General features: G+C 68.4%; 22 protein-coding genes. 21 read left to right on the top strand and 1 reads right to left on the bottom strand.

Features of this window, described 5'->3' with window-relative positions:
- The first annotated feature begins 146 nt into the window (after positions 1–146).
- Complete coding sequence (locus DB30_RS04020; RefSeq protein ID WP_205632903.1) at positions 147–1457, top strand: outer membrane beta-barrel protein; 1311 nt, start codon at positions 147–149, stop codon at positions 1455–1457.
- Positions 1458–1487: 30 nt separating this feature from the next.
- On the opposite strand, the gene DB30_RS41210 is transcribed toward DB30_RS04020, so the two are convergent.
- Positions 1488–2336 (bottom strand): peroxiredoxin family protein, encoded by an 849-nt coding sequence (locus DB30_RS41210; RefSeq protein WP_146657996.1) that lies wholly within the window; start codon positions 2334–2336, stop codon positions 1488–1490.
- A 126-nt stretch (positions 2337–2462) separates the two neighbouring features.
- On the opposite strand from DB30_RS41210, the gene DB30_RS04010 reads away from it, so the two are divergent.
- From DB30_RS04010 to DB30_RS03915, 20 genes are all read left to right on the top strand, one after another.
- Entirely contained in the window at positions 2463–3617 is a 1155-nt protein-coding gene (locus tag DB30_RS04010; RefSeq protein ID WP_052546635.1) for an NAD(P)/FAD-dependent oxidoreductase, read from the top strand.
- A gap of 122 nt (positions 3618–3739) precedes the next feature.
- On the top strand, positions 3740–4306 hold the full coding sequence (locus DB30_RS04005; RefSeq protein ID WP_240480161.1) for a Uma2 family endonuclease: 567 nt from the start codon (positions 3740–3742) through the stop codon (positions 4304–4306).
- A 94-nt stretch (positions 4307–4400) separates the two neighbouring features.
- Positions 4401–5249 carry a UbiA family prenyltransferase gene (locus DB30_RS04000; protein ID WP_146657995.1) on the top strand — a complete coding sequence of 283 codons (849 nt, stop codon included), beginning with the start codon at positions 4401–4403 and terminating at the stop codon, positions 5247–5249.
- A complete protein-coding gene (locus DB30_RS03995; RefSeq protein WP_052546632.1) occupies positions 5246–7180 on the top strand; it encodes a hypothetical protein in 1935 nt (644 codons plus the stop codon). Before DB30_RS04000 ends, DB30_RS03995 begins: the two co-directional genes overlap by 4 nt.
- 98 nt (positions 7181–7278) lie before the next feature.
- Entirely contained in the window at positions 7279–7968 is a 690-nt protein-coding gene (locus DB30_RS03990) for a hypothetical protein (protein ID WP_052546631.1), read from the top strand.
- Positions 7969–7999: 31 nt separating this feature from the next.
- Entirely contained in the window at positions 8000–8854 is an 855-nt protein-coding gene (locus DB30_RS03985) for a hypothetical protein (protein WP_052546630.1), read from the top strand.
- Complete coding sequence (locus DB30_RS03980) at positions 8851–9279, top strand: CoA-binding protein (protein WP_052546629.1); 429 nt, start codon at positions 8851–8853, stop codon at positions 9277–9279. Before DB30_RS03985 ends, DB30_RS03980 begins: the two co-directional genes overlap by 4 nt.
- 50 nt (positions 9280–9329) lie before the next feature.
- A complete protein-coding gene (locus tag DB30_RS03975; RefSeq protein WP_052546628.1) occupies positions 9330–10538 on the top strand; it encodes a urate hydroxylase PuuD in 1209 nt (402 codons plus the stop codon).
- Positions 10539–10570: 32 nt separating this feature from the next.
- Positions 10571–11950, top strand: coding sequence for an allantoinase AllB (gene allB, locus DB30_RS03970; protein WP_240480160.1), 1380 nt, complete (start codon positions 10571–10573; stop codon positions 11948–11950).
- Positions 11947–13080 (top strand): allantoicase, encoded by a 1134-nt coding sequence (alc, locus tag DB30_RS03965; RefSeq protein ID WP_052546627.1) that lies wholly within the window; start codon positions 11947–11949, stop codon positions 13078–13080. The genes allB and alc overlap by 4 nt, the downstream gene beginning before the upstream one ends.
- Positions 13077–13601, top strand: coding sequence for a 2-oxo-4-hydroxy-4-carboxy-5-ureidoimidazoline decarboxylase (gene uraD / locus DB30_RS03960; protein ID WP_240480159.1), 525 nt, complete (start codon positions 13077–13079; stop codon positions 13599–13601). Before alc ends, uraD begins: the two co-directional genes overlap by 4 nt.
- Positions 13598–13972, top strand: coding sequence for a hydroxyisourate hydrolase (uraH, locus tag DB30_RS03955; RefSeq protein WP_205632902.1), 375 nt, complete (start codon positions 13598–13600; stop codon positions 13970–13972). Before uraD ends, uraH begins: the two co-directional genes overlap by 4 nt.
- A gap of 12 nt (positions 13973–13984) precedes the next feature.
- On the top strand, positions 13985–15412 hold the full coding sequence (locus DB30_RS03950) for a DUF6986 family protein (protein ID WP_052546626.1): 1428 nt from the start codon (positions 13985–13987) through the stop codon (positions 15410–15412).
- A gap of 195 nt (positions 15413–15607) precedes the next feature.
- Entirely contained in the window at positions 15608–16654 is a 1047-nt protein-coding gene (locus tag DB30_RS03945; RefSeq protein WP_052546625.1) for a DsbA family protein, read from the top strand.
- Positions 16655–16672: 18 nt separating this feature from the next.
- Positions 16673–17314: a hypothetical protein gene (locus DB30_RS03940; RefSeq protein ID WP_052546624.1), complete on the top strand. Its 642-nt coding sequence runs from the start codon at positions 16673–16675 to the stop codon at positions 17312–17314.
- A gap of 35 nt (positions 17315–17349) precedes the next feature.
- Positions 17350–18990: a long-chain fatty acid--CoA ligase gene (locus DB30_RS03935; protein ID WP_052546676.1), complete on the top strand. Its 1641-nt coding sequence runs from the start codon at positions 17350–17352 to the stop codon at positions 18988–18990.
- Positions 18991–19062: 72 nt separating this feature from the next.
- On the top strand, positions 19063–20355 hold the full coding sequence (locus DB30_RS03930; protein WP_052546623.1) for a tetratricopeptide repeat protein: 1293 nt from the start codon (positions 19063–19065) through the stop codon (positions 20353–20355).
- Positions 20356–20493: 138 nt separating this feature from the next.
- On the top strand, positions 20494–22158 hold the full coding sequence (locus DB30_RS03925; RefSeq protein WP_052546622.1) for a protein-arginine deiminase family protein: 1665 nt from the start codon (positions 20494–20496) through the stop codon (positions 22156–22158).
- A gap of 25 nt (positions 22159–22183) precedes the next feature.
- The gene (locus DB30_RS03920) at positions 22184–23044 is read left to right on the top strand and encodes a HEAT repeat domain-containing protein (RefSeq protein ID WP_052546621.1); all 861 of its coding nucleotides are present in this window, start codon (positions 22184–22186) and stop codon (positions 23042–23044) included.
- A gap of 62 nt (positions 23045–23106) precedes the next feature.
- Positions 23107–23946, top strand: coding sequence for a sterol desaturase family protein (locus tag DB30_RS03915; RefSeq protein WP_052546620.1), 840 nt, complete (start codon positions 23107–23109; stop codon positions 23944–23946).
- Positions 23947–24073: the final 127 nt, after the last annotated feature.

Genomic DNA, 24073 nt, shown 5'->3' with positions numbered 1-24073 from the left:
GACCGAGGAGGCTGCGGGCGCGCGCGGGTCTACGCCCGAGGGGAGGTTGGGTTACGAGACCAGCGCCGCTGGCGGGCGGCGACTTGATACCACGTCGACGCAGCCATTGCGTGCGCGCTCATGCTAACTATTGGCCAATGCCAACCATGCCGCTGCTCGCATGTTTGTTGACCTCGCCGCCCGCGGCGAGCGAGGACCAGGCGCCGAGCGAGCGAGTCGACGTGGCTCCGCCAGTCACCCACGCGGGCGACAACTCGAACGCCGACGGTCCAACCAAGAGCGCGAGCACGAGCGCCCCCGCGGATGACAGCCACCCCACGCCAGAGGCCGACGAAGCCAAGCGCAAGGGCGGCTGGCAGGCCGAGGTGTTCGTCGACGTCGCGTGGGGCTTCAACTCCAACTCACCCAACAACCATGTCTACCGCGGCATGTTCACGAACCCGCGGACCAACGAGCTGGCGGTCAACAACGTCGGCGCGTTCATTCGCCACCCCGCGCGCGAGGGCCAGCCGTGGATCTTCGAGCTGGGCTTTCACGCGGGCGCGGCCGTCGACGCGCTGACCTCGGGCGAGCCGATCCCGGGCGGCGACGACGGCAAGTTCGCGGGCTCCGAGGTGTTCAAGCACATCGCGCTCGGCAACGTTGGGATCGCGCTGCCCAAGGCCAAGACCGTGTTCGCGGCCGGCGTGTTCGAGGGCCCGATGGGCATTGGCTCGTTCTGGACCCGCCACAACTGGAACTACACGACCACCTGGGAGAGCAACCTGGTCCCCTACTATCTCGCGGGCGCCAAGATCGCGCAGCCCCTGCCCGCCGGATTCGAGCTGTCCGGCTGGGTCGTCAATGGGTTCCAGAGCTACGCAGATCTCAACTCGGCGCCGAGCGGGCTGGTTGGCCTGACGTGGACCCGCGGGCCCACGCCGGTGAGCTCCCCTCGCAGCGGCGAGACTGCGCTCTCGCTCGCAACCTACGTCTACTTTGGGCCCGAGGGCACCAGCCTCGAGGCCAAGGACTGGCTGGTCTACTGGGACACCTGGGCGATCTACGACTTTGACGATCACTTCTCGCTGGCCGCGGTCTGGGATCTTGGCGTCGACCGGGCCGGGCGCGCCAACGAGCTGCAGTCGCTGTACACGGGCGGGGCCCTGTTCGCGCGCGGCACCGTGTTCGAGGGCAAGCACGCGAAGGTCGATCTGGCCGTGCGACCCGAGGCTTCGCTCGATCGAGACGGGCGCTTCTTTGGGGTCGATCAGTGGCTGATCAGCGGGACCGGCACGGCGAGCTTGCAGCTCTACGATCACCTGCTGGTCCGCGCCGAGTATCGCTACGACCACTCGACGGCGACCAATGGGTTCTTCTACCAGCACGAGCTTGGTGGCGACGATGACGTTGGGCTCGCTACGGATCAGCACACCGTGTTCTTGTCGCTGACTGGGTGGTGGGACTTTTTCTTTTGATCGGCCGAGCGCGGGCGAGTGCCGCACACCCTAAAACGCGCTGATGATCGCCTGCTTGACGTTGTCGTAGCCCTCGGCCGTCGACAAGTTGGTGCTCAGCTCGCCGTTGACGGGCAGCTCGAGCGCGAGGGTGCCGTCGGCCGCGTAGATGTACATGTCATCTTTGCCGCCGCCGTGGGCCGAGACCGCGCCCGCTTCTGCCGTGTCCTGAAACAGCGGAAACGCGCAGCGATCGATCAGGTTTTGCTGATACTCCTCGGTGTCTGCGCTGATTAGGTTGATTGCGACGAGCTGCGCATCGTAGCCCTCTGCGCGCAGTTCGAGGCGCAACTGCTCCATCTTGATTGCCTGGGCCTGACAGTAGGAACACCAGCCGGCGAGGAGCGCCACCAACGTCACGTGGTTCTCGAACGAGTCGAGGCCGTAGTACTGGGTGAACCCGCAGCTTTGCGGCTGGAAGTCGTACAGGCGCCAATGCGGAGCGCAGTTGTCACACGGCGGCTCGCCGGTGTCGCCATCCCCGTCCCCGTCCCCGTCCCCGTCTCCGTCGCCATCTCCGTCTCCGTCGCCATCGCCGTCGCCGTCGCCATCGCCGTCACCGTCGCCGTCCCCAGGAGGCTCATTGGCCAATGGCGTGACGCCGACGCAGACCTCCTCGTCGCCGTCTCCATCGCCGTCGCCGGGGTCGCCATCTCCGTCCCCGTCCCCATCGCCGTCGCCTGGATCTCCGTCGCCCGGATCGCCATCGCCCGGTCCGCCCGTCGTCGCGTCGCCGTCGCCATCGCCGTCTCCGCTGGTGCTCGCCGCGTCGTCGCTCGTACAGGCGAGCGGCGCGGTGACCAAACCCAGGGCCAACGAGAGCCCCAAGAGTCCGTGCACGACACCCAAGCGATAGTTCGAAGCCAAAGACCGCATGATGGGTCCACTCTATGATGGGGTCGCGGCAAGCACAACGCGCCTCCACACCCGGCTGTCAACCCGGCCACCTCGATGCTATGAGGCGCCGTGGCGAACGAGCCCATCGACGTGCTGGTGATCGGCGCGGGTCCAGCGGGATGTGCCGCAGCGATCACCGCCGCGCGAGCGGGTGCCCGTGTGCTCGTGCTCGACCGCGCTCGGTTTCCCCGGCCCAAGACCTGCGGCGATGCGATCTCCAACCGCGGCGCGCGGGTCGTAGACGCGCTGGTCGGGGTCACGGATGCCCTGCTCACGGTCCCCCACGCGGTCGTTCACGCCGCCGCCGCGCTGTTGCCCGACGGGACCCGGGTCGGTCGCAGCTTTGGCCATGAGCCGGGCTACATCGTGCCGCGCCTGCACCTCGATGATCTGCTGCGGCGGGCGCTCGAGGCATCCAGCGCCCAGCTGCGACAAGGCGTCAAGGTCCGGCGGCTGCTCGTGGAAGCGGGCCAGATCGTCGGGGCCGAAGCCGATGCGGACCAGTGGCGGGCCCCGATCACGATCGCCGCCGACGGCCCTGGTTCGCTGGCCTGGGCCGCCCTCGGGCGCCGCTACGAGCGCGGCGTCGGGCTGGGCGTGGCGATCACGGGGTACTACGAACTCGAGCCAAGCGCCGAAGATCAGGTCTCGGCCCACTACTTCGAGGATGACCTGCCCTGCGGATACGGCTGGGTGTTCCCGGCCGTGGACGGGCTCGCCAACGTGGGCGTGTACCAGCGCGCGGATCACTTCGCGCGTGGCGACGCCAAGCTGGCCGCGCTGCTCGATCGCTTCATCGCGCGGCACCCCGATCGCTTCGCCAACGCCCGCCTGCGCGGGCGCACCCGGGTGTGGTCGCTGCCCTTGGCCTCGCGTGTGAGCCGGCCACCCGCGGGGCCCGGCGTGCTCGCGTGCGGCGACGCCGGCAGCTTCATCGATCCGCTCTCGGGCGAGGGAATCTGGCAGGCGCTGCACACGGGGGTGCTCGCGGGTCGCTGCGCCGCCGATGCGCTGCGCACGAACGGCCTGGATCCGCGGGCGATCCGGGCCTACCAGCGGGCGTGTGAGCGGGCGATCGTGTGGCCCTCGCAGCTGCGCCTGGGCGTGCAAGAGGCGATGCGCGTGCTGGTCTCGACCCGCGCGTATCGGCGGCCGCTGATCAAGCGGGCCCTGGCATGGGGCTACGGCGGCGACGCGCTCGAGATCACCAAGCGAACGTCCTAGTACCGAACCCGAAAGTCCGCTCCGGGCCATGCACGGCACTGAGGTCCAATGGCAGTGTCGCAGCTCCCAGCAGGGTCGCTGGGCCGGCGTCGTGCTAGCCTGGGGTCGCCCTGCGAGCCGCTGTGCGACCTCGATACACCTTCGCCGAGTACCTCGAGCTCGAAGCCCGCAGCCGCGAGGTCAAGCACGAGTATGTGGCCGGCGAGATCTTCGCCATGGCTGGCGGCACGGTCGAGCACGCGGCGCTCGCTACGGCGCTCGCAAGCTTGTTGTTCGCCCACTTGCGTGGGGGTCCGTGCCGCCCCTACGGATCGGATCTCCAGATCAGCATTCGCGCCGCCGAGGTCGCTACCTACCCGGACGTGGCGGTCGTGTGTGACCCAGTGCAGCGCGACGCCGAGTCGCCCTCACACGTGACGAATCCACGGATCATCGTCGAGGTGCTCAGCCCCGCGACCGAGCGCTACGATCGCGAACAAAAGCGGCTCTACTATCAACAGCTCGAGTCGCTGTGCGAGTATGTCTTGGTCGCGCAGGACCGTCGGCGCGTCGAGGTCTGGACCCGCACCGACGAAGGATGGATCCACTCCGCGCACGACGCGGGCGCCCACGCGCCGCTGCGCTCGATCGATTACTCGCTCGACGTCGACGATCTCTACGTCGCAGCCGGGGTCGCAGCCGCGAGCTGATCGCGGGCGGCCCAGGTTCGGCTGCGCGCTCGGCCCAAGTCGCGGTCGCTTGTTCTCACGGGCGCGCGAGTGTGTGACCATCCGCGGGCCCGCCATGCCGCCCGCGCTCAAGATCCTGCTCGACGTGGCGAGCTTCCGCCTGCGTCGTCTGGAGATGGCCAACATCGCGGGCGCGCTGGCGATCGCCATCGCCTGTCACCTGAGCTGGCCCGAGGTTGGGTATCGCGGCGCGTTCGCGTTCTTGCTCAACCTGCTCGTGTACCTCAACAACGACTGGTACGACCTCGACGACGATCTGGCGGCGGCCGGCAAGGATCAGACCAAGAACGCGTACTTGGCCACCCACCTGCGCGCTGGCCTGACCGCGCAGCTGGGCTTGGTCGTCGTGCTGATCGCCATGGCGCTGTGGTGGGGCGGCGGGCTGCTGCTCGCGCTCGCGGCCGGCGGCGGCGTGTGTTGGGCCTACTCGGCCGGGCTCAAGCGGCTGCCCGGCTTGGATGTGCTGGCCATGATCGCGTGGGGTGTGGCGATGCCCCTGGTCGGGCTGGCGCCGGGGCACCCAGAGGGCTGGCTGTTGCTCGGTCAGCTCGGGTTGTTCTCGGGGGTGTTCGAGTCGATCCAGGTCATGCGGGATCACGACACAGACAAGTCCGCCGGCGTGCGGACCACCGCGGTGGTGTTGGGCCGCCCGCGCGCGCACCTGCTCGCCCGCGCGCTGATGCTCGCCGCGGGGCTCTACGCTGGGGTCTGCTTTAGCTGGTGGATCGCCGCGCTGCCGCTGCTGGCCGCGCTGATCCCCCTGCGACTGGCGCCGACCCAGCCGGACCAAGCGGGTCGGGACCAAGCGCGGGCGATCGATCGCTACTGGAACCAGGTGCGGATCACCCTGGGCCTGGCCATGCTCGCGGAGGCGGCGTTCGTGTACTTTGGGGGCGGTCAGTGAGCGAGCCTGGGCGCGGGCGCGTCAGCCTGGTGTTCGTCATCGCGCTCATGCTGGTCTTCGGTGCCCACCTGGCGCTGGTGACCTACTTCTTCGCTACCGCGCTGCCGCTGCCCGAGCACCCGTTCACGCGCGGCGACTTTGCGACCCACGCCAACCAAGTCCGGCACGTCATCGAGGGGCTCGAGGGCTACGGCCAGCACTGGGTCTACGACGTGCAGCTGCTCGCAGGGGCCCCCAACGGCGTGCTGTTCGACGCCGACGTCAAGGGCTGGGAGCTGTGGACGTACGCCCTGACCAAGCTCGGCGTTGGGCAGGGCCGGGCCTACAACGCCTACGTGTTGTTGGTGCACCTGGGCATGCCGGTGGTCGTGTACGCGGCCGCGCGGACCTTTGGTTTCAATCGCTGGGCGGCGCTCGCCAGCACGACCCTGTGCGTGCTGCTGTGGTCGTTTGATTCGTTCACGCACTGGATGTGGTTCATCGGCACGGTCACCTACGTGCAGGTGTCCTACTTTGCGCTGTTGCCCCTCGCGCTGTGCTACCGCTGGCTCGAGGATCGGCGGCCCGTGTTCGCCCTGGCTTGTGGGCTGTGCATGGCGCTGGGCCACCTCCTGCACCCCTACATGTTCTTCATCCTCGTGGCCCCGATGCTGGCCATGTACGCCCGCGCGGCGTGGATCGAGCGGGATCTGAGCCCGGCCGATCACGCGATCACCTGGGGCATCGCCGGGCTCACCGTGGCCGGCAATTTTTGGTGGCTGCGGACCGCCCAGCGATTTTTTCACTACATCTTGGACTCGGCGTTCTACGAGCAGGGAGGGATCGAGTTCGTTGCCTACGACGCGCTCGGCCTGCTCCACGACCCCAGCACCCAGGGCATGATCGGCCCGCACACGGGCGTGCGCTTGTTGGCCGCGGGCGCCACCGTGTTCGCGCTGCGAAGCTGGCGGCGCCAAGCCGATCGGCGCTGGCTGCCGCTGATCGTGCTGATCGGGTGCATGGCTGCGCTGACGTACCTGGGCGGCTACACCCCGGCCGCGCAGATCCAGCCCTACCGCCACGCGCTGCCGCTCGGGTTTGCGCTGACGATCCCGGCTGGGTGGTGGTTGGCGCAGACGATCGCGGCCCGTCCCTGGCGAGACGGGGGGCGAGACGGGGGGCGAGACGGGGGCCGCGCGCTGATGGCGATCTTGGCCACGCTGGCCGCCGCGCTGCTGGTCCGCGACGCTGCGTACTTTTTCGTCCCTTCGATGCGCGCCACCCAAGCGTCCGATGACGGCGTCGAGATCCTGATGAACACCCTCGGCCACGCCTACACCCCCAGCTATCGGTATGACCAGCAAGACGACTGGGAGCAGCTGATCGCGTGGATCGACGAACATGACGACGGACAGTCGCGCTGGCTCGTGACCGACCAAGTCCAGGGCGAGTACCTGATGGCGCGCACCAACGCGCAGATCATTGGCGGGTTCCGGGTCCGCAACATCCAGCACAGCGACGCGAATTGGTTTCGCCACGCCGGCGCGCCGCCGTATTCACCCGACGCGTTCCAGCGCTATTTGCAGACCTACGCGGTGGGTTGGGTGGTCGTGCCCAAGTCGGAACTGCATCCGTGGTGGGAGAAACACCCGCGCCTGCTCACCCGCGAGGGCTTCGTCAACGGCATGATCGTGTACCGGGTCAACGTGAAGATCGCCCTGCTCGACGGGCCCGGTCGCGTCGACGCGAGCGTCAACCGGATCGCGGTGTCTGGGACCGATCCGGACCGTGACGTGGTGCTGCGCTACCACTGGATGCAGACGCTGCGCTGCGAGCCCGACTGCCGGATCGTGCCCGAGCCGCTGGACGGCGACCGGGTCGGGTTCATGCGGGTGCCCGCCCCCCACCCGCGCGACTTCGTGATTGAGAACCAATACGTCTGGGACGACTGAGCGGGGTGTTGTGCGCGCGGGCGAGGGCTGCTCGCCCGCTTGCGACGACATTCGCTAGACTCGTTCTCGCGTCGCTGCCGCTCTGGTACACTGGCGCGATGATCCCTTGCTCTGGCTGCCATCGCCACGTCCGCACTGACGCGCTCGCCTGTCCATTTTGCGCGGTCCCGCTGGCTGTCACGCCGGCACCGACCTCGGCCCGGATCTCCTCGGTCGCGCTCGCGGCTGGCTTGATGTTGCTGGCGTGCAAGCCCGAGCCGGACGACGCGGGCGAGACCACCGCCACCACCGGCACCGACACCGACACGACCACCAGCGAGAGCGGCACGACCACCGACCCGACGACCACCGAGAGCGGCACGACCCTCGGCGACGGCGACGGCGACACCGAGACCGACACCGAATCGAGCGGGGCCGACTACGGCGGGCCGCCCGTGTGCCCCGAGGCCGTCGAAGCGCTGCCGCTCACCTTCGGCAGCAACGCGGTCGACATCACCGATGCATCCAACACCTTCACGTCCAGCTGCGGCTCGCTAGACGGCACCGGCCCCGACCAAGTCTACCAATTCGTCGCGCCGTCGACGGGCACCTACGTGTTCACCTTGCTCTCGAATGGCTTGGACGGCTGGCTGCTGGAGTTCAGCGAGTACGACTGCTTCCCGATCCTCTCGGACGAATGCATGCCCCAGCAGGACCTGATCATCCCAATGTCCGAGGGCGAGATCCTGCTCATCAACCTCGACAGCAGCGCTGGCGGGACCGGCTCAATCGAGATCAATCAGGGCTGAGCCGCCCCCCCCAAGCTGCTAAGCTGCGGTCGTGAACTCCCTGCTCAAGGTGCTCGGGTCGCTGCTGCTCGTTCCGGGCGGCCTGTTCGTGCTGTGCATCCCCTTCGCCGCGATCGATGGCAACGGGGGCGCCGTGATGGGGTTGGTGATCCTCGGGGGCCTGTTCGGGGTCCCGGGCGGGCTGCTGCTCCGCAACGGCCTGCTGGGCCAACGACGCACCGCGACGGAGGAACAGATGGTCGGGTTCGTCCGCTCGCACGACGCGTTCTCGATCACCGAGCTGGGCGCGCACATCGGCAAGCCCCCCGCAGAGGCGCAGGCCATGCTCAACCGCGACATCGCCAAGTACCAGCTGCCGCTGGTCATGCACCGTCCAAGCGGTCGCTACTTGCGGCTCGATCGGCTGTCTCGCGGGGGCCAGATCGCGGAGCGCTGCCAGAGCTGCGGGGGCTCGCTCGGCAGCCAGATCGTGTTCGAGGGCGAGCAGCTCACCTGCCCGTACTGCAACGCGCGCGTGCAGACCCACGCTCCCGTCCAGGCCAACTGGCAGCAGGCCCAAGGCGCGTGGGGCCAGCAAGCGTGGGGTCAGCAACAGCCTCAGCAACAGCCTCAGTACGCGCAGCAGCCCCACTACGCACAGCAGCAGCAGCAGCAGCAGCAGCAGCAGCAGCAGCAGCAGCCCCACTACGCGCAGCAGCCCCACTACGCGCAGCAGCCCCAGCCCCACCACGCGCAGCAGCCCCACTACGCGCCCCCGCAACACCACCATCCACACGCCCAGCAGCCACCGCACGCCCAGCCTGGCAGCTTTGGCGGTGGTCATGCTGGTCATGCTGGTCATGCTGGTCATGCCGGTCATGGTCAGGGCGGGTGGGGTCAGCAATGAGCGTCGTCGGTGAGGTCGACAGCGTCGCGCGGGTGCGCGAGATCTTGACCCAAGCGCGCACGATCGCGGTGCTTGGTGCCTCGCTCAAACCGGAGCGTCCAGCCTTCTACGTGCCGGACTACCTCCACGCGGTCGGCTACCAGATCATCCCGGTCAACCCCCTGCACGTCGGCGAGTCCCGCTGGGGCGCGCCCTTCGAACCCAACCTGGCTGGGCTTCAGCGGCCGATCGACATCGTCGATGTGTTTCGCCACCCGCGCGCCCTGCCCCAGCACCTCGCCGATCTCCTTGGCATGCAGCCGCGACCGCGCGTCGTGTGGTTTCAGCTGGGGATCCGCAACGACGAGGTCGCCGCCCAGCTGATCGCGGCCGGGATCGAGGTCGTTCAGGATCGCTGCACGCTCGCCGAGCACCGTCAGATGTAGCCCCCTGGCCCAAAATCGGCCGGACTCGTGCAATCATCCCGGCCACGCGCATGGGAACCTACGCCATCGACTGGCTCGAGCTCGTGGTCCGCTGGGCCCACCTGATCTTCGGCGCGGCCTGGATCGGGACCTCGTTTTACTTCAACTGGCTCAACAACCACATCCGCCCGCCCGAGCACCCGGACGGGGTCGGCGGCGAGGGGGTCGACGGCGAGCTGTGGTCGATCCACGGCGGGCACTTTTACCGAGTGCTCAAGTACAAGGTCGCGCCCGCGCAGCTGCCCAAGGTCCTGCACTGGTTCAAGTGGGAGGCGTACCTGACCTGGATCACGGGCGCGCTGTTGTTGACCTTCGTCTATTACCTCGACAGCGATCAGTTCTTGGTCGACGCCGCCGTCCGCGAGCTGTCCCCGGCCGTCGCGGTTGGGATCGGCGTGGGCTCGCTGATCGTCGGTTGGGTCGTGTATGACCTCGCCTGCCGATCGCCGCTTGGGCGCATGGCGGGGGTGTTCGCGCTGGTTGGGTTCGCGGCGATGACCGGCGTGGCCTATGGCCTGTTCATGACCTTTGGCAGCCGCGCCGCCTACATCCACGTTGGCGCGATGCTCGGGACCATGATGGCGGCCAACGTGTTCTTCGTCATCATCCCCAACCAGCGCAAGACCGTCGCGGCGATGGTCGCCGGCACCCAGCCCGATCCCAAGTGGAACCACGACGCGGGCCAGCGCTCGCTGCACAACAACTACATGACGCTGCCGGTGCTGTTCATCATGATCAGCAACCACTTCCCGTTCACCTACGGCCACGGGTGGAGCTGGGCGATCCTCGCGGCGCTGTCGTTGATCGGCGGCGGCACCCGACACTGGTTCAACCTGCGCGGGCGCGGGATCTCCAACGTCTGGCTGCTCCCCGCCGCGGCCGTGGCGATGCTCGCGCTGGCGTTCGTGACCAAGCCCAAGAGCTACGCAGACTACCGCACGGTCACGTTTGAAGAGGTGCGCACGATCGTCGGTGATCGCTGCGTGACCTGTCACTCGGCCTCGCCAACCCACGCGGCCTACAAAGCGGCGCCGCAGGGGGTCATGTTCGACGATCCCAAGCACATCGTGCGCCTGGCCCCACGCATCAACAGCGTGGTCGTGATCGCCAAGACCATGCCACTGGCGAATCAAACCGGGATGACCGACGAAGAGCGCGACATCATCGCGGCTTGGATCGCCCAGGGCGCCGACGTCAACGCGGTCGCTGACGCGCCCTGAAAGACGCACCCTGAAAGATGGGCCCCAAACAGATGAGCGACATGCCAATCGAAGCGAGCGATCGCCACGTCATCACCAGCGAGCGGGTCTACACCCCCGAAGGCGTCGGCCCGGCGGCGGTCATCATCGAGGGTGAGCGGATCCTCGACGTCGTCGAGATCACGGCCGTCCCGGCCGGCTTGGCCCGCGTAGATCTGGGCGAGCTCGCGCTGCTGCCCGGCTTGGTCGACTGCCACGTGCACGTCAACCAACCGGGCCGCACGCACTGGGAAGGGTTTGACACCGCGACCGCTGCGGCCGCCGCTGGCGGGGTCACGACCCTCGTCGACATGCCGCTCAACTGTCTGCCGGTCACGACCACGGTCGCGGGCCTCGAGGCCAAGCTCGCGGACTGTCGCAGCTGCCTGTGGATCGACGCGGGGTTCTGGGGTGGCGTCGTCCCGGGCAACGCGGGCGAGCTCCCGGGCCTGGCCGCCCGCGGGATCCTGGGGGCCAAGGCGTTCTTGTGCGACTCGGGCATCGACGAGTTCCCGGCCAGCGACGAGGCGACCTTGCGCGAGGCGATGGTCGCCCTGGCCAAGGCTGGGATCCCGCTGCTGGCCCACGCCGAGCTCGAGGGCCCAGTCCACGCCGACCCGTCGCAGGCCCCCAACGAAGATCCATCCCGCTACGAGTGCTGGCTGCACGCGCGCCCCGCCGCGTGGGAAGAGGCCGCGATCGCCCTGCTGATCCGCCTGTGCCGCGAGACCGGGTGCGCGGTCCACATCGTGCACCTCTCGGCCGCCAGCGCGATCCCATCGCTGCGCGCAGCCAGGGCCGAAGGCCTGCCGATCACCGTCGAGACCTGCCCGCACTACCTGTGCCTGTGCGCCGAAGAGGTCCCCCCCGACGCGACCCTGTTCAAGTGCGCGCCGCCCGTGCGCGAGGCCGCCAACCGCGAGGGGCTGTGGTCCGCGCTGCGCGAGGGGGTCATCGATCTGGTCGTCACGGATCACTCGCCGTGCACGCCCGACCTCAAGGCCGGCGGGTTCATGGAGGCGTGGGGCGGCATCGCCTCGCTCTCGCTCGGGCTGTCCAGCGTGTGGGCCGAGGCGTCGCGGCGCGGCGTCGCGCTCGAGTCTCTGGTCGAGTGGATGAGCGCAGCCCCGGCGCGCATGACCGGGCTCGCCGGTCACAAGGGCGCGATCGCCAAAGGCCACGACGCGGATCTGTTCGCGTTTGATCCCGACCAAGAGTTCACCGTTGGCGCCGAGCACCTGCACTTTCGCCACAAGGTCTCGCCGTGGCTCGGCCGACGCGTGCGCGGCCGGATCCACCGGACGTGGTTGCGCGGCCAGCTGATCTACGCCATCGATCGCACCCCCCACTTCGCCGCCGCCCCCCGCGGCCGTCCGCTGCTACGCACCCCATGATCACCGCCCCTCCCGCCCCCAGCTTCCCTGCCCTCGTCGATCTCGCCAGCGCCAGCTTTGGCGCCGAGGTGCTCGGCTGCAGCAACGAATTCTTCGCCGAGGCCTCGAACCTGCTCACGACGACCCCGGCGATCTTCGATCCCGATCGCTACACCGAGCGCGGCAAGTGGATGGACGGCTGGGAGAGCCGCCGCCGGCGATCGGTCGGCGAAGATTGGTGCGTGATTCAGCTTGGCGTGCGCGGGCAGCTGCACGCGCTGAACCTGGACACCAGCCACTTCCTTGGCAACCACGCCCCGCTCGCGCGGGTCGACGCGTGCCACTGCCCCGGCGCCCGCACCGTTGACAAGCTGCCCGCGGCCGACAGCCCAGAGTGGTTCCCCGTGCTCGAGCAGTCGGCGCTCGCGCCTGGCAGCCACAACCTGTTCACGGTCACGCAGTCGCGCCCGATCACCCACCTGCGCCTGACGATCACCCCAGACGGCGGCGTCGCGCGGCTGCGCGCGATGGGCCGGGTGATCCCCAATTGGGATCGCCAGCCCGACCAAGCCACGCACCCAACGATCTCCCCCGGCGACGTCGACCTGGCCGCGCTGCGCAACGGCGGCCGGGCGCTGGCTTGCAGCGACATGTTCTTCTCGCCCATGAACAACCTGATCGCGCCGGGCCGGTCCACGTACATGGGCGGCGGCTGGGAGACCCGGCGCAAGCGCGGCCCCGGCCACGACTGGATCCTGCTCGAGCTCGGCGCGGCCGGCAGCCTCAGCGTGATCGAGGTCGACACCGGCCACTTTCACGGCAACAACGCCCAGCGCTGCTCGGTGTGGGGCGTGCACGCGCCCGGGGCGAGCTTGGCCGATCTGCTGGGCCAAGATCGGTCCCACGGCGGCTGGCACGAGGTGCTGCCGCCCTCGTCGATCGCCGCGGATCGCTGGGAGCGGATCGTTGCCGAGCACGCGCTGGGTCCCGATCGCCGCGAGTTCATCAGCGAGCTCGAGGCCCGCGGCCCGTTCACGCACGTGCGGCTCGAGACCTTTCCCGACGGCGGCGTCGCGCGGCTGCGCGTGTATGGCCAGCCCGCGCCCAAGCCCCGCGCCGCGGCTGGTGACGCAGACGGAGACCCCTCGTGAGCGTGGCCAGCACGCTCGACGCGATGTCCGAAGCCGAGGCCCGGGCGGCACTCACTGGCTGCTGCGGCGCCTCGGCCTGGGTCGCTGGCATGCTCGCGGCGCGCCCGTTTGGTCACGATGACGCGGTCCATGCCCACGCCGCGCAGATCTGGGCCGGCATGAGCCGCGCCGACATCCTCGAGGCCTTCGATCACCACCCCCGGATCGGCGCCAGCATCGAGGCGCTGCGCGAAAAATTCTCGAGCACCGCAGCCCTGGCCGCGAGCGAGCAAGCCGGGGCCCAGCGCGCGACCGAGCCCGAGCTTGCGCGCCTGCGCGACGGCAACCTGGCCTACGAGGCTTGCTACGGACACATCTTCATCGTGTGTGCGACCGGCAAGAGCGCCGCCGCGATGGCCGAGATCCTCGAGTCTCGGCTCCACAACGACCCCGAGCAGGAGCTGCGGATCGCCGCCGCCGAGCAGGCCAAGATCACCCGCTTGCGACTTCAAGCCCTGTCCACCGACAAGACCTCGCCATGACCGATCTGCGCAGCCCAATCACCACGCACGTGCTGGACACCGCCCTTGGGCGCCCGGCCGCTGGCGTGCCTGTCACCCTCTACAGCGTGTCGGGGGTCGACTTGGACGCGGGCGAGCCAACCTGGGAGCTGCTCGGCAAGGGCACGACCAACGCCGACGGGCGCGTGACGGACCTGCTCGCGGCGGGCAGCCTCAGCGAAGGCGTGCACAGGATCCGCTTCGACACCGCCGTCTACTTCGAGCAGCTCGAGACCCCGGAGTTTTTCTACCCGTGGGCCGAGATCGTGTTCTTGGTCAGCGATCCCAGCGCCCACTACCACGTACCGCTGCTGCTCAACCCCTTTGGCTACTCGACCTATCGCGGGAGCTGAACCGCCGTGCCCATGATCAAATACCAAAGCGACCTCGCCAGCGAGCTCACCACGACTCTGTCCACGCTCGAGGCGGCGAGCGAGCGCTTCGCCGCGCGCCACCCAGGTGAGCCGGCCTCGCGCCAGCCCGTGCACGTGGTCTACGGCGGCGCCCACCTGTTCTCCCGCAACTCCGCCGCCAAGCTGGGCGAGCTGGCCCTGCGAAGCCTCGACAGCTACGCGCCCGATCCCTTCACCTTCGCGCGGGCGCTTGGCCTGCCTGGATCCAGCGAGCTGACGAGCGACGAAGCCGCCGCCAAGTCGCTCTACATCACGGATCCCGACGCGCTGCGCCGCGATGATCCCAACACCTGGCTGGCGATCGCCGTCTACGATCGGGTGCGTGGCAAGCTCGAGACCGAGCCCGTCGAGGACTTTCGGCTCGACTTCGAAGACGGCTACGGCAACCGCCCCGACGACGAAGAAGACGCCACCGCCGTCGGCGCCGCGCAAGAGGTCGCCGCGGGCATGAGCGCGGGCACCCTGCCGCCGTTTTGCGGGATCCGAATCAAGCCGCTCGAGGGCGCGCTGCTGGTTCGCTCGCTTCGCACCTTGGATCTGTTCGTCAGCACGGTCGTGCGCGCGACCGGGGCGCTGCCCAACAACTTCGTGGTCACGCTGCCCAAGATCTCCGTGCCCGAGCAGGTCACGACGCTGGTCCGCGCCTTCGAGGTGCTCGAGCGCCGACACGGCCTCGCGCCTGGGAGCATGAAGCTCGAGCTGATGATCGAGCTGGCCCACGGGCTCTACGACGAGCGCGGCCAGCTGCTGCTGCCGCAGCTGTTGACCGCCGCCGAGGGCCGCTGCGTCGCCGCCCACTTTGGCACCTACGACTTCACCGCCAGCTACGGGGTCACGGCCGCCCACCAGCGCATGGACCACCCCGCCTGCGACTTCGCGCTGGACCTCATGAAGGCCGCGTTCGCGGAGACCGGCGTGTTCTTGTCGGACGGCGCCACCAACGTGATGCCGGTCCCGCTGCACCGCGGCGGGGATCTGACATCGGAGCAGACCCGCGACAACCGGGCGGCCGTGCACGCGGCCTGGCACCTGTGTCATCGCCACATTCGCCGCTCGCTCACGCGTGGCTACTATCAAGGTTGGGACCTGCACCCTGCCCAGCTGCCGATCCGCTACGCGGCCTGCTACGCGTTCTTCCTCGAGAGCTTCGAGCCGGCGGCCAAGCGCTTGCGCAACTTCATTGACCAAGCCGCCAAGGCCACGCTGGTCGGCGACGTGTTCGATGACGCCGCGACCGGTCAGGGCCTGCTCAACTACTTCTTGCGCGCGCTCGGGTGTGGGGCTGTGTCGCTCGAGGAGATCGAGGTCACCGGGCTCACCGAGGCGGAGCTGCAGATGCGATCGTTCGTGCAGATCCTCGCCGGCCGCCGCGTTTCTTAGGCCCGCCACGCCAACCAGCTCAGCGGGCACGCGAGGACATCAGATCCAAGCCCGCTCCACGTCGAGGGGGCGGGGCGGCGATGCCGCGCTGGCCGCGTGTCTCCCCGACGCAAGCATTGCCCGGACCGAGACGCAGCAGGGTCTTTGCGGCTGCGCCGTGTTGACACCCGTTCGGCGCTCGCACATCGTGCGCCGATGAAAGTCAACGCTTTCTCGATGCTCTTCGCCCTCGCAGGGCTCCCGCTACTCGCCTGTGACGCTCCCCCGCCCGCGGGGTCGACCAAAGCAGGCGCCCAGGAAGCCGGCGCTGCTGCGGCTGAGGGTACGCCCGACGAGGGAGCCGTTGCGGCCGAGGGTGCTGGCGCCACCGACTCGTGCGCGACCTTTGCCAAGCAAGTCTGTGACGCGGTCGGCGGCGCCCAGAACCCGACCTGCGCCGCGGTCACCCAGACGACGACCCTGCTGTCGCCCAAGGCCTGCGCAGCCGGTCTGGCCGACTTCGCCTTCACCACGCAGAAGCTGGCCGACGCTGGCAAGGTCTGCCAAGAGCTGACGGATCGGCTGTGCAAGGATCTTGGGCCCGAGACCCAGACCTGCAAGATGGTCCAAGACCAAGCGCCAAAGATGCCCGCCGAGCAGTGCCAGCAGATGACCGCCGAGTACGACAAGGTCCTCGCGGATCTGCAGCGCATGGAGGCCAAGAACAAGCCGCTCCCGGCCGAGGCCGTCGCGAAGATCGCCGCTGGCGACGTCCCCAGCTACGGCCCCGCCGACGCCAAGGTCACGATCGTCGAGTTCTCCGACTTTCAATGCCCGTACTGCAGCGCCGCGGCGACCGCCTTCACCGAGCTCAAGAAGTCGCACGGCGACCGCGTGCGCTTCGTGTTCCGGCAGTTCCCGCTCAGCTTCCACCAGCAGGCCCACCTCGCCGCACAGGCCTCGCTGGCCGCCCACGCCCAGGGCAAGTTCTGGGAGTTCCACGACAAGCTGTTCGCCAATCAAAAGGCGCTCGGTCGCGAAGACCTCGAGAAGTACGCCGAAGAGATCGGCCTGGACATGAAGGCCTTCAAGGCCGCGCTCGACGACGGCACCTACAAGCAGACCGTCGACGACGAGCTCGCGCTTGGCCAAGAGGTGTTCGTTGAAGGTACGCCCACGATGTTCATCAACGGCGTCCGGGTCGGCAACGCGACCGACGCCGCAGCGGTCGCCGCCGAGCTCGACAAAGCCCTCGGCAGCTGAGGCTGCTCGCTTCTGTTCGTGTTCAGCTCGGGCGAGGTTTCGCCCGAGCTGAATTATGCTCAGCGCACGCGTGTCCCCTACGCGAGCGTCGGCGGGGTCTGGGACGCCAAGAAGTGCGTGCCGGTCCAGGGTGACGGCGAGCACGGCGAGCCTTGCCTGTCTGGCGGCATCGCCGAGGCGACCGACGACTGTGGCCCCTTCTCGTTTTGTTGGAACGTGAAACAGGACGACACGGGCACCTGCGCCGACTTTTGTACGGGCACCCTCGAGGATCCGATATGCCCGCAACAGACCTCGTGCTTGATCGCCAACAACGAGGTGATCAGCTTGTGTATCGAGACCTGCGACCCGCTGTTGCAAGCGTGCCCGGACGGGTTGGGCTGCTATTGGCTCAACGACGAATTCAGCTGCTTGCTCACCACGCAAGATACTGCGCTCGGTCAACCCTGCGACGCCATCGCCGCCTGCACGCCCGGCTTGGCCTGCTTGCCCGCCGCCACGCTTCCAGACTGCGATGGCGCGACCTGCTGCGGGAGCTTCTGCAGCCTCAGCCAGCCTGTGTGCCCGCAGCCGGGGACCGAGTGCACGGACTTCTTCGAAGATGAAATGGCGCCGCCCGAGTACCAGGATATCGGCGTCTGTATCGTCCCTCGCGCCTGAGCGCCCGTGGCATGATGCCGGTCCCGGACGCCGACATGCACGCCACGATGATGAACTATCCGCTGACGACCCACCACTTGATCGCGCGGGCAGCCAAGTTGTTCGGCGAGATCGAGATCGTCAGCCAGGCCCCCGACCGCTCGCTGGTCCGCCACACCTACACCGATCTGTACGCCCGCTCGCGCGCGCTGGCCCACGGGCTGCTCGCGGCAGGCCTGCAAAAGGGCGACCGCGTAGCGACCTTGATGTGGAACCACCACGCGCACATGGAGGTGTACTTTGGGGTGCCGCTGGCCGGCGGCGTGTACCACACGCTCAACCTGCGGCTGTCGCCCGAGGACCTCGCCCATATCGTGGCCGACGCAGGGGATCGCTACTTGGTGATCGACGACGTGCTGCTGCCCTTGCTGGCCAAGTTTGGCCCCACGCCGCCGTTCGAGCGGATCTTCGTGGTCCGCTGGACCGACCAAGCGCTGCCGCCTGGCTTGCTCGACTATGAGGGCCTGATCGGCGCGGGCGCCCCCGCGCAATGGCAGCCGCCGCCCGCCCACGAGAATGACCCGATCGCAATGTGCTACACGTCCGGCACCACGGGCCGGCCCAAGGGCGTGGTCTACAGCCACCGGGCCACCGTGCTGCATTGCTTGGCCTCGGCGCTGCCCGATTCGCTCGATCTGTCGGTGCAAGACACCTTGTGTCCGGTCGTGCCCATGTTCCACGTCAACGCGTGGGGTCTGCCGTTCACGGCGACCATGGTCGGCGCCAAGCAGGTCAACCCGGGCCCGCACTTGCAGCCCGACGCGCTGCTGGATCTGTGGGTCAAAGAGCGCGTCAACGTCAGCGCGGGCGTCCCGACAATTTGGATGGGGATCAAGAAGCTGGTCGAACAAGACCCGGGCAAGTGGCCCTTGCAGCCGGGCTTGCGCATGGTCGTGGGCGGCTCGGCGGCGCCCGAGTCCATGATCGCAGCCATGGACGAGCTGGGCATGCGCGTGATCCATGCGTGGGGCATGACCGAGACCACGCCGCTTGGATCCGTCTCGCGCTTGCAGCCTCTGCACGCGCAGCTGCCCGCGGCCGAGCAGCTGAAGATTCGCGCCAAGCAAGGGGTCGCCCCGCCCTACGTCGACATGCGCATCGTCGATGACGAGGGCCGCGAGGTCGCGTGGGACGGCGTTAAAATTGGCGAGCTGCAGGTCCGCGGGCCGTGGGTCGCCAACGGCTACCACGGCGGCGTCGACTCGCAAGACAAGTGGACCACCGACGGCTGGTTTCGAACCGGTGATGTCGCGACGATCGACGCCCACGGCTACATGCAGCTGACCGATCGCACCAAAGATCTGGTCAAGTCGGGCGGCGAGTGGATCAGCTCCGTCGCGCTCGAGAACGCGTTGATGGGCCACCCCGACATCGCCGAGGCCGCCGTGATCGCGGTCCCCCACCCCAAGTGGAGCGAGCGACCGATCGCGGTGGTCGTGGCCAAAGACGGCAAGCAGATCGACGAGGCGGCGCTGACGGCCTACCTCGCCGCGCGCTTCGAGAAGTGGTGGCTGCCCGACGCCTACGTGGTCCGCGACGAGATCCCGCGCGGGGCCACGGGCAAGTTCCTCAAGCGGACGCTGCGTGAGCAGTACGCTGGTTGGTTCGAGGGTTGGGCCGACGGCACGCCAGGGTGAGCAACATCGGCTCGCGCTTTGGGGCTTGTCTGGGCTCGTGCGATCCCTGTCAAGCCATGCCACCATCGACGCGTGCGCGCCTCGTTGGGATCGGCCTGCGTCGTCTCGTTGGCGATCCTCGCAGCTGCATGTGGCGGATCCGAACCGCCCCCACACGAGCGAGCCGCAGCAGCCACGCGCGCCGACGCCAACCCACCCACAACCCCCACCGCCAACGCTCCCGCCGCGCCCCGCTCCCCGGCGACCAACCGCTTCACGCCACCAACCGCCAAGCAGCTCGAGCGCTCGAAGCTGGCGCTGCAGGGCCACCTCGACGCCGGCCGCGCTGCGATCGCGGCCCAGGATCCCCCAACCGGCATCGCGCAGCTGCAGGCGGCCGCTGCGATCAACCCAACCCAACCCACGATCTCGCGCGAGCTCGGTTGGGCGCAGCTCGAGGCGGGTCAGCTCGATCAGGCCCAAGCCACCCTCGACCGCGCGCTGCACCACGCCACGGATCTCCACACCCGCGCCGCAATTGAGTTCGAGCTTGGCCGCGTGGCCGAGGCTCGCGCCGACATCCCGGTTGCGACCGAGCACTACACCAAGAGCCTGGAGCTCCGCCCCAACGAGTTGGTCGCCGCCCGGCTGACGACGCTGACGGGCGGGACCGAGGTCATCAGCCACAGCGAGTGTGGGTGGATCGACCACGGCCCAGCACCGGCGCACCTGTGCCCGGCCTACCTGCGCACGCTCGCGCCGGGGGACCCGCCGCCGACCTGCGCCTACGAACACAGCGCGGCGGGTGAGTCTGGCCCTGTCACGGTCTACGACCTCGAGCTCGACGGGGCCAGCAAGGTCGCCGTGTTCTCGTATCTCGAGCACGGCGCCGGCGGGTCCCGGGAGATCTTCGTGCTCAACGCCGTCCTCGATCAACGCTGGTACACCAGCGAGCTGACCTGGGTCGATCATCCCGAGGTCGGATACGCCGACGAGAACTTGGCAGATCTACAGCTGCGCACCGAACAGCTGGCCCCCGGCGGCCTCCCCGAGCTGGTGATCGAGTGGTCGGTGCAGGGTCACGCGATCGATCCTGGCGCCAACATCGAGACGACTTGGTCGGTCGATCGGCTGGGCGTCCTGATGTTGCAAAGCGGGACCCCACGCTGGCTCATCGGGCTCACGCGGGCCGCCAAGACCCGCTCCGCGACGATCGCTGGAGACGGGCCCCCCGAGCTCCGCACCCGCTCGGTCGAGCTCGAATGGCTGACCAAGACCGGCCAGGTCGAGCTACGCGCCGGCGACCACGAGCCCTCGGCGCCGATCGGCACGTTCGCGCTTGGAGCCGCGCCCCAGCTGTGTCCAGCGGAGCTGGCGGGCCACTAGAGAGGCGAACCGACCTGCGCGCGTGACCACACGAACGAGCCCCGGCCCGCGCCCCGTTCGTGCTTTGTCCTGCAGCCGCCAATGGCTACTATCGCAACGATGCGTGTAGCGACCTGGCCCATTACTTTTCCCACTGCGATGTCGAAGCGCGTGGCGGCGCTCTCGCTCGTCGGCATGATCGTCGCCCCGCTGTCGCTCGCGGGCTGCAAAGGCGACGACAAAGAAGACGTCGGCGACGCGGGCGAGGCCGACACCGGCGACACCGGAACCGAAGACACCGGCGTGGAGCTAGGGCCGTGGGAGTTCGGCGATGTGCTTGGCGTCACCAACTCGGACGACGACGACGCCAGCGGCAAGCGCGACTGGCTCGAGGTCCCCACCGACGCAGACGATGACATCGTCGAGTGGGTCATGCCCGCCGAGGCGTTCACCGGGTTCGCCGAAGGCGACCAAGTCGAGCTGGTCCTCGCCGGCGCCCAGCCCGAGTTCGTGCGGTTCTGGCACGGCACCAGCCCGGTGCTCGGCCACGACGTCAGCGAGGTCCGCACCACCTACGTGTTCACGCCCAACGGCGAAGAGCAGCGCTTCTCAGTCGAGTTCGACGACTACAACCACGGCTATGCGCTGACGGTCAACCACCTCGACGCCGACGGTGAGATCGTCGCAACCGCCGAGGTCGAGGTCCGATCGGCGCCGCTGATCATGAACCACCACCTGCAGCCAGCCGAGCACTTTTGGGTGGTCGACGTGGGCACCAACAGCGCCATGATCAACAGCTACGCGTCGGCGCTTGGCAGCAAGTTCTCGCCGGTCGCGGGCAACACCGTCGGCTACGACGTGTGGATCCAAGACGAGATCGAGTTCGCTACCCAGGTCACGCCGATCGGTCGGATCAACATCATCATCGACTCGATCCGCGACCGCGGTCTCAACAGCTTCCCCAGCCAGATCATCCAGCCCAACATCTTCAAGCAGACCTGGGGCGTCCCCGGCACAGAGACCAGCTTCGACTCGTTTGGCAACCTCGAAGCCACGCCGCCGATCACCGTTGATGGGGTCGAGTACCCGTTTGGGCGGATCTACTTCGGCAAGACCCCGCAGTGGGGCATCAACGACATCCTCGCGGACTTCCTGCATTCACAGACGGTGCAGGCCCCGGTCGAGATCGACACCACGTGGCTGTGTGTCGGCCACGTCGACGAGTTCGCCTCGTTCGTGCCCGATCCAAGCTCGCCGAAGGGCTTCAAGGTCCTGCTTGGCGACATCGACGCTGGCTACGAGCTGCTCGAGAGCATGGATCCCAACACTTCGCTGCCGCGCTACGCGGCGGACCACGGCTTCGCCACGGTCGGCGAGATCGTCGATGACGCCAACCTCCGCGCGCTCAACGACGACGTCCGCGACGACTACCTCAACCCGATCCGGGACCAGTTCAAGCAAGAGTTCGCGCTCGACGACAGCGACATCATCAGCGTCCCCAGCATCTTCGAGCCGGTCAACGGCTGCGGCGGGGCCGTGGTCGCGCTGATCCCCGGAATGGCCAACTTGATCGTCGCCAACGTCGAGGGCGAGCCGACCAAGCTGTTCATCCCCGATCCCTTCTTGCGCGCCGACAACGGCGATCAGGGCAGTGATCCGCTGCTCACTTCGTTCGCCGCGTCGATGCCCGACGGGACCGAGTCGATCTTCGTCGACGACTGGAACACCTATCACGTCGCGCTTGGCGAGGTTCACTGCGGCACCAACGTGCTGCGCACGCCAATCGCCAACTGGTGGGAAGTCGCCACCCACCTGCTCGACTAGAGCCCGCCCCCAAGAGATCAAGCATATGTCGAAGCACGCTCTCACGTTTCATCTGGTCCAATCTGTCAGTCTTGGCGCGCTCGTCTGCGCGCTCGCGGTGGTGACAGGCTGCGATCCCGGCGGCGAGCCGGACTCGGTCCAGCCCCGCGCGGGGTCGATCGATCCGGTGCCGGTCCCCGCTCAGGCTACGGTCGAGTCGGGCACCAACCCCGCGAGCGCCTCGGGCGAGGGATCGCTGCACGATCAGATCATGGCACTGCAGCCGCAGAAGACCCGGGCGGGGTGGCTGCGGATCACCGATCCGATCATCAACACGCCCGAGGCCGCGCCGATCCTGATCGAGCGCTTGGTCGCTGGCGGCGACACCCCAGAGGTCCGGGCTGCTCTGGCCGAGGCGATTGGGCGGACCACCGCCGACTACGCCGACCGCGTCTCGCCGCTGATCTCCAGCGAGGCCGACCCACGCGTCCGCGAGATGTTGGTGGGTACGCTTGGTCGCCAAGCGCCCTCCCCCGCTGCCCACGTCGGGCTCATGGCCGGGCTGCAAGACAGCGACGCCAGCGTCCGCGCGGCGGCAGCTCGCACGATCGCCGCGCGCAAGGACGGCGCCGAGCTAGCCGAGGGCCTGATCAGGCTGCTGCAGGATCAAGACAACAAGGTCTGCGCTGACACGGCGCGATCGCTCGGCGTGCTCGGGGTCGATGCCGCCAAGCACGGCATGGTCGACCTGCTGGCCCACGCCGACCCCGAGGTCAGGCTGCAGGCCCTCCGCGCGATCGATCGCATCGATCCAAGCTTCGCCGCCTCGTTGGGCTCGCTCGCAACGCTCGCCGAAGACGGGGACGTCCGCGTCCAACGGCTCGCGGTCTCGATCCGCCAGCGCTGAGCCGTTCCTCGGTTGGAGTCGTTCGGCTAGAACCGCTTCATGATCCCCGGAGCCCAGGCCCGATGATCGACTACCGCCTGGTGATCACCGCGATGTTCGCTGGCGGCGCGCTCCTCGAGCTGGCCTGGGGCCGGTTCTTGTTCCGCGAACAGACCACGGCCAAGGACCTCGCGCTGGACCTTGGCGCCGGGCTGGGGCTGCCGATCCTGGTGCTCCCGGTGATCATGACGAGCTCCGCCGCGGCGACCGAAGCGATCGCGCCAGGCAGCGCCAACGCGCTCGCCGGGTGGCCGGCCTGGGCGATGTTCGTGACCTTGCTGATCGCCGACGACCTCACGCAGTACTGGTGGCATCGGGCCTCGCACACCTGGCCGCGGCTCAACTTGCTGCACCGGGCCCACCACTCGGCCGAGTATCTATCGATCCGGGTCGTGTACCGCAACAACCTGCTCTACTACGCGATGATGCCGGGTCTGTGGCTGTCGGGCGTGCTGCTGCACCTTGGGTTCGCGCCGGTCTACTATGTCTATTACATCGCCAAGATGGCGGTGATTATCAGCGCACACTCGAGCGTGGGATGGGACACCAAGCTGGTGAAGATCCGCTGGCTCGCGCCGCTGATGTGGGTGGTCGCGCGCACGATCTCGACGCCGTGTACCCACGCCGCCCACCATGGCAAGCACGCGGCCGACGGCGTCACCCACTATCACGGCAACTACGGCAATTTCTTGCTGGTCTGGGACGTGGTGTTTGGCACCGCCAAGATCAACACCGAGCGGCCGCGCGAGTTTGGGCTCGAGCAGGTCGAGCCGGCGACGTGGGTGCAGGAGCTGCTCTGGCCGTTCTCACGTCGGGCCCAGCCTGCTGCCTTGAAGCCGGCCAAGCCCGAGGGTGAGCCCTGACCGCATTGCGCTCGGCCGAGGCTGCTCGCCCGCCTGCGAACCGCTCATGTAGACTGAAGCTCCGACCCGCGGCCAAGACCTGATCACACGGGCGAGCGTGTGTCGCCCGAAGCCACCATGCCGTTGA

Origin of the sequence: Enhygromyxa salina (genome assembly GCF_000737335.2) — a bacterium.
GTDB lineage: Bacteria > Myxococcota_A > Polyangia > Nannocystales > Nannocystaceae > Plesiocystis > Plesiocystis salina_C.
The sequence above is the reverse complement of the archived record's forward strand: the minus strand, read 5'-3'. Positions and strand labels throughout refer to the sequence as shown.

What these genes read in the sequence shown, in the direction of transcription:
- DB30_RS03950 (WP_052546626.1), top strand. Translation starts at nt 13,985, where the DNA reads ATGATCAAATACCAAAGCGACCTCGCCAGCGAGCTCACCACGACTCTG.
- DB30_RS03945 (WP_052546625.1), top strand. Translation starts at nt 15,608, where the DNA reads ATGAAAGTCAACGCTTTCTCGATGCTCTTCGCCCTCGCAGGGCTCCCG.
- allB (WP_240480160.1), top strand. Translation starts at nt 10,571, where the DNA reads ATGAGCGACATGCCAATCGAAGCGAGCGATCGCCACGTCATCACCAGC.
- DB30_RS03925 (WP_052546622.1), top strand. Translation starts at nt 20,494, where the DNA reads ATGTCGAAGCGCGTGGCGGCGCTCTCGCTCGTCGGCATGATCGTCGCC.
- DB30_RS04000 (WP_146657995.1), top strand. Translation starts at nt 4,401, where the DNA reads ATGCCGCCCGCGCTCAAGATCCTGCTCGACGTGGCGAGCTTCCGCCTG.
- DB30_RS03915 (WP_052546620.1), top strand. Translation starts at nt 23,107, where the DNA reads ATGATCGACTACCGCCTGGTGATCACCGCGATGTTCGCTGGCGGCGCG.
- DB30_RS03990 (WP_052546631.1), top strand. Translation starts at nt 7,279, where the DNA reads ATGATCCCTTGCTCTGGCTGCCATCGCCACGTCCGCACTGACGCGCTC.
- DB30_RS03920 (WP_052546621.1), top strand. Translation starts at nt 22,184, where the DNA reads ATGTCGAAGCACGCTCTCACGTTTCATCTGGTCCAATCTGTCAGTCTT.
- alc (WP_052546627.1), top strand. Translation starts at nt 11,947, where the DNA reads ATGATCACCGCCCCTCCCGCCCCCAGCTTCCCTGCCCTCGTCGATCTC.
- DB30_RS04020 (WP_205632903.1), top strand. Translation starts at nt 147, where the DNA reads ATGCCGCTGCTCGCATGTTTGTTGACCTCGCCGCCCGCGGCGAGCGAG.
- DB30_RS03980 (WP_052546629.1), top strand. Translation starts at nt 8,851, where the DNA reads ATGAGCGTCGTCGGTGAGGTCGACAGCGTCGCGCGGGTGCGCGAGATC.
- DB30_RS03975 (WP_052546628.1), top strand. Translation starts at nt 9,330, where the DNA reads ATGGGAACCTACGCCATCGACTGGCTCGAGCTCGTGGTCCGCTGGGCC.
- DB30_RS03935 (WP_052546676.1), top strand. Translation starts at nt 17,350, where the DNA reads ATGCACGCCACGATGATGAACTATCCGCTGACGACCCACCACTTGATC.
- uraH (WP_205632902.1), top strand. Translation starts at nt 13,598, where the DNA reads ATGACCGATCTGCGCAGCCCAATCACCACGCACGTGCTGGACACCGCC.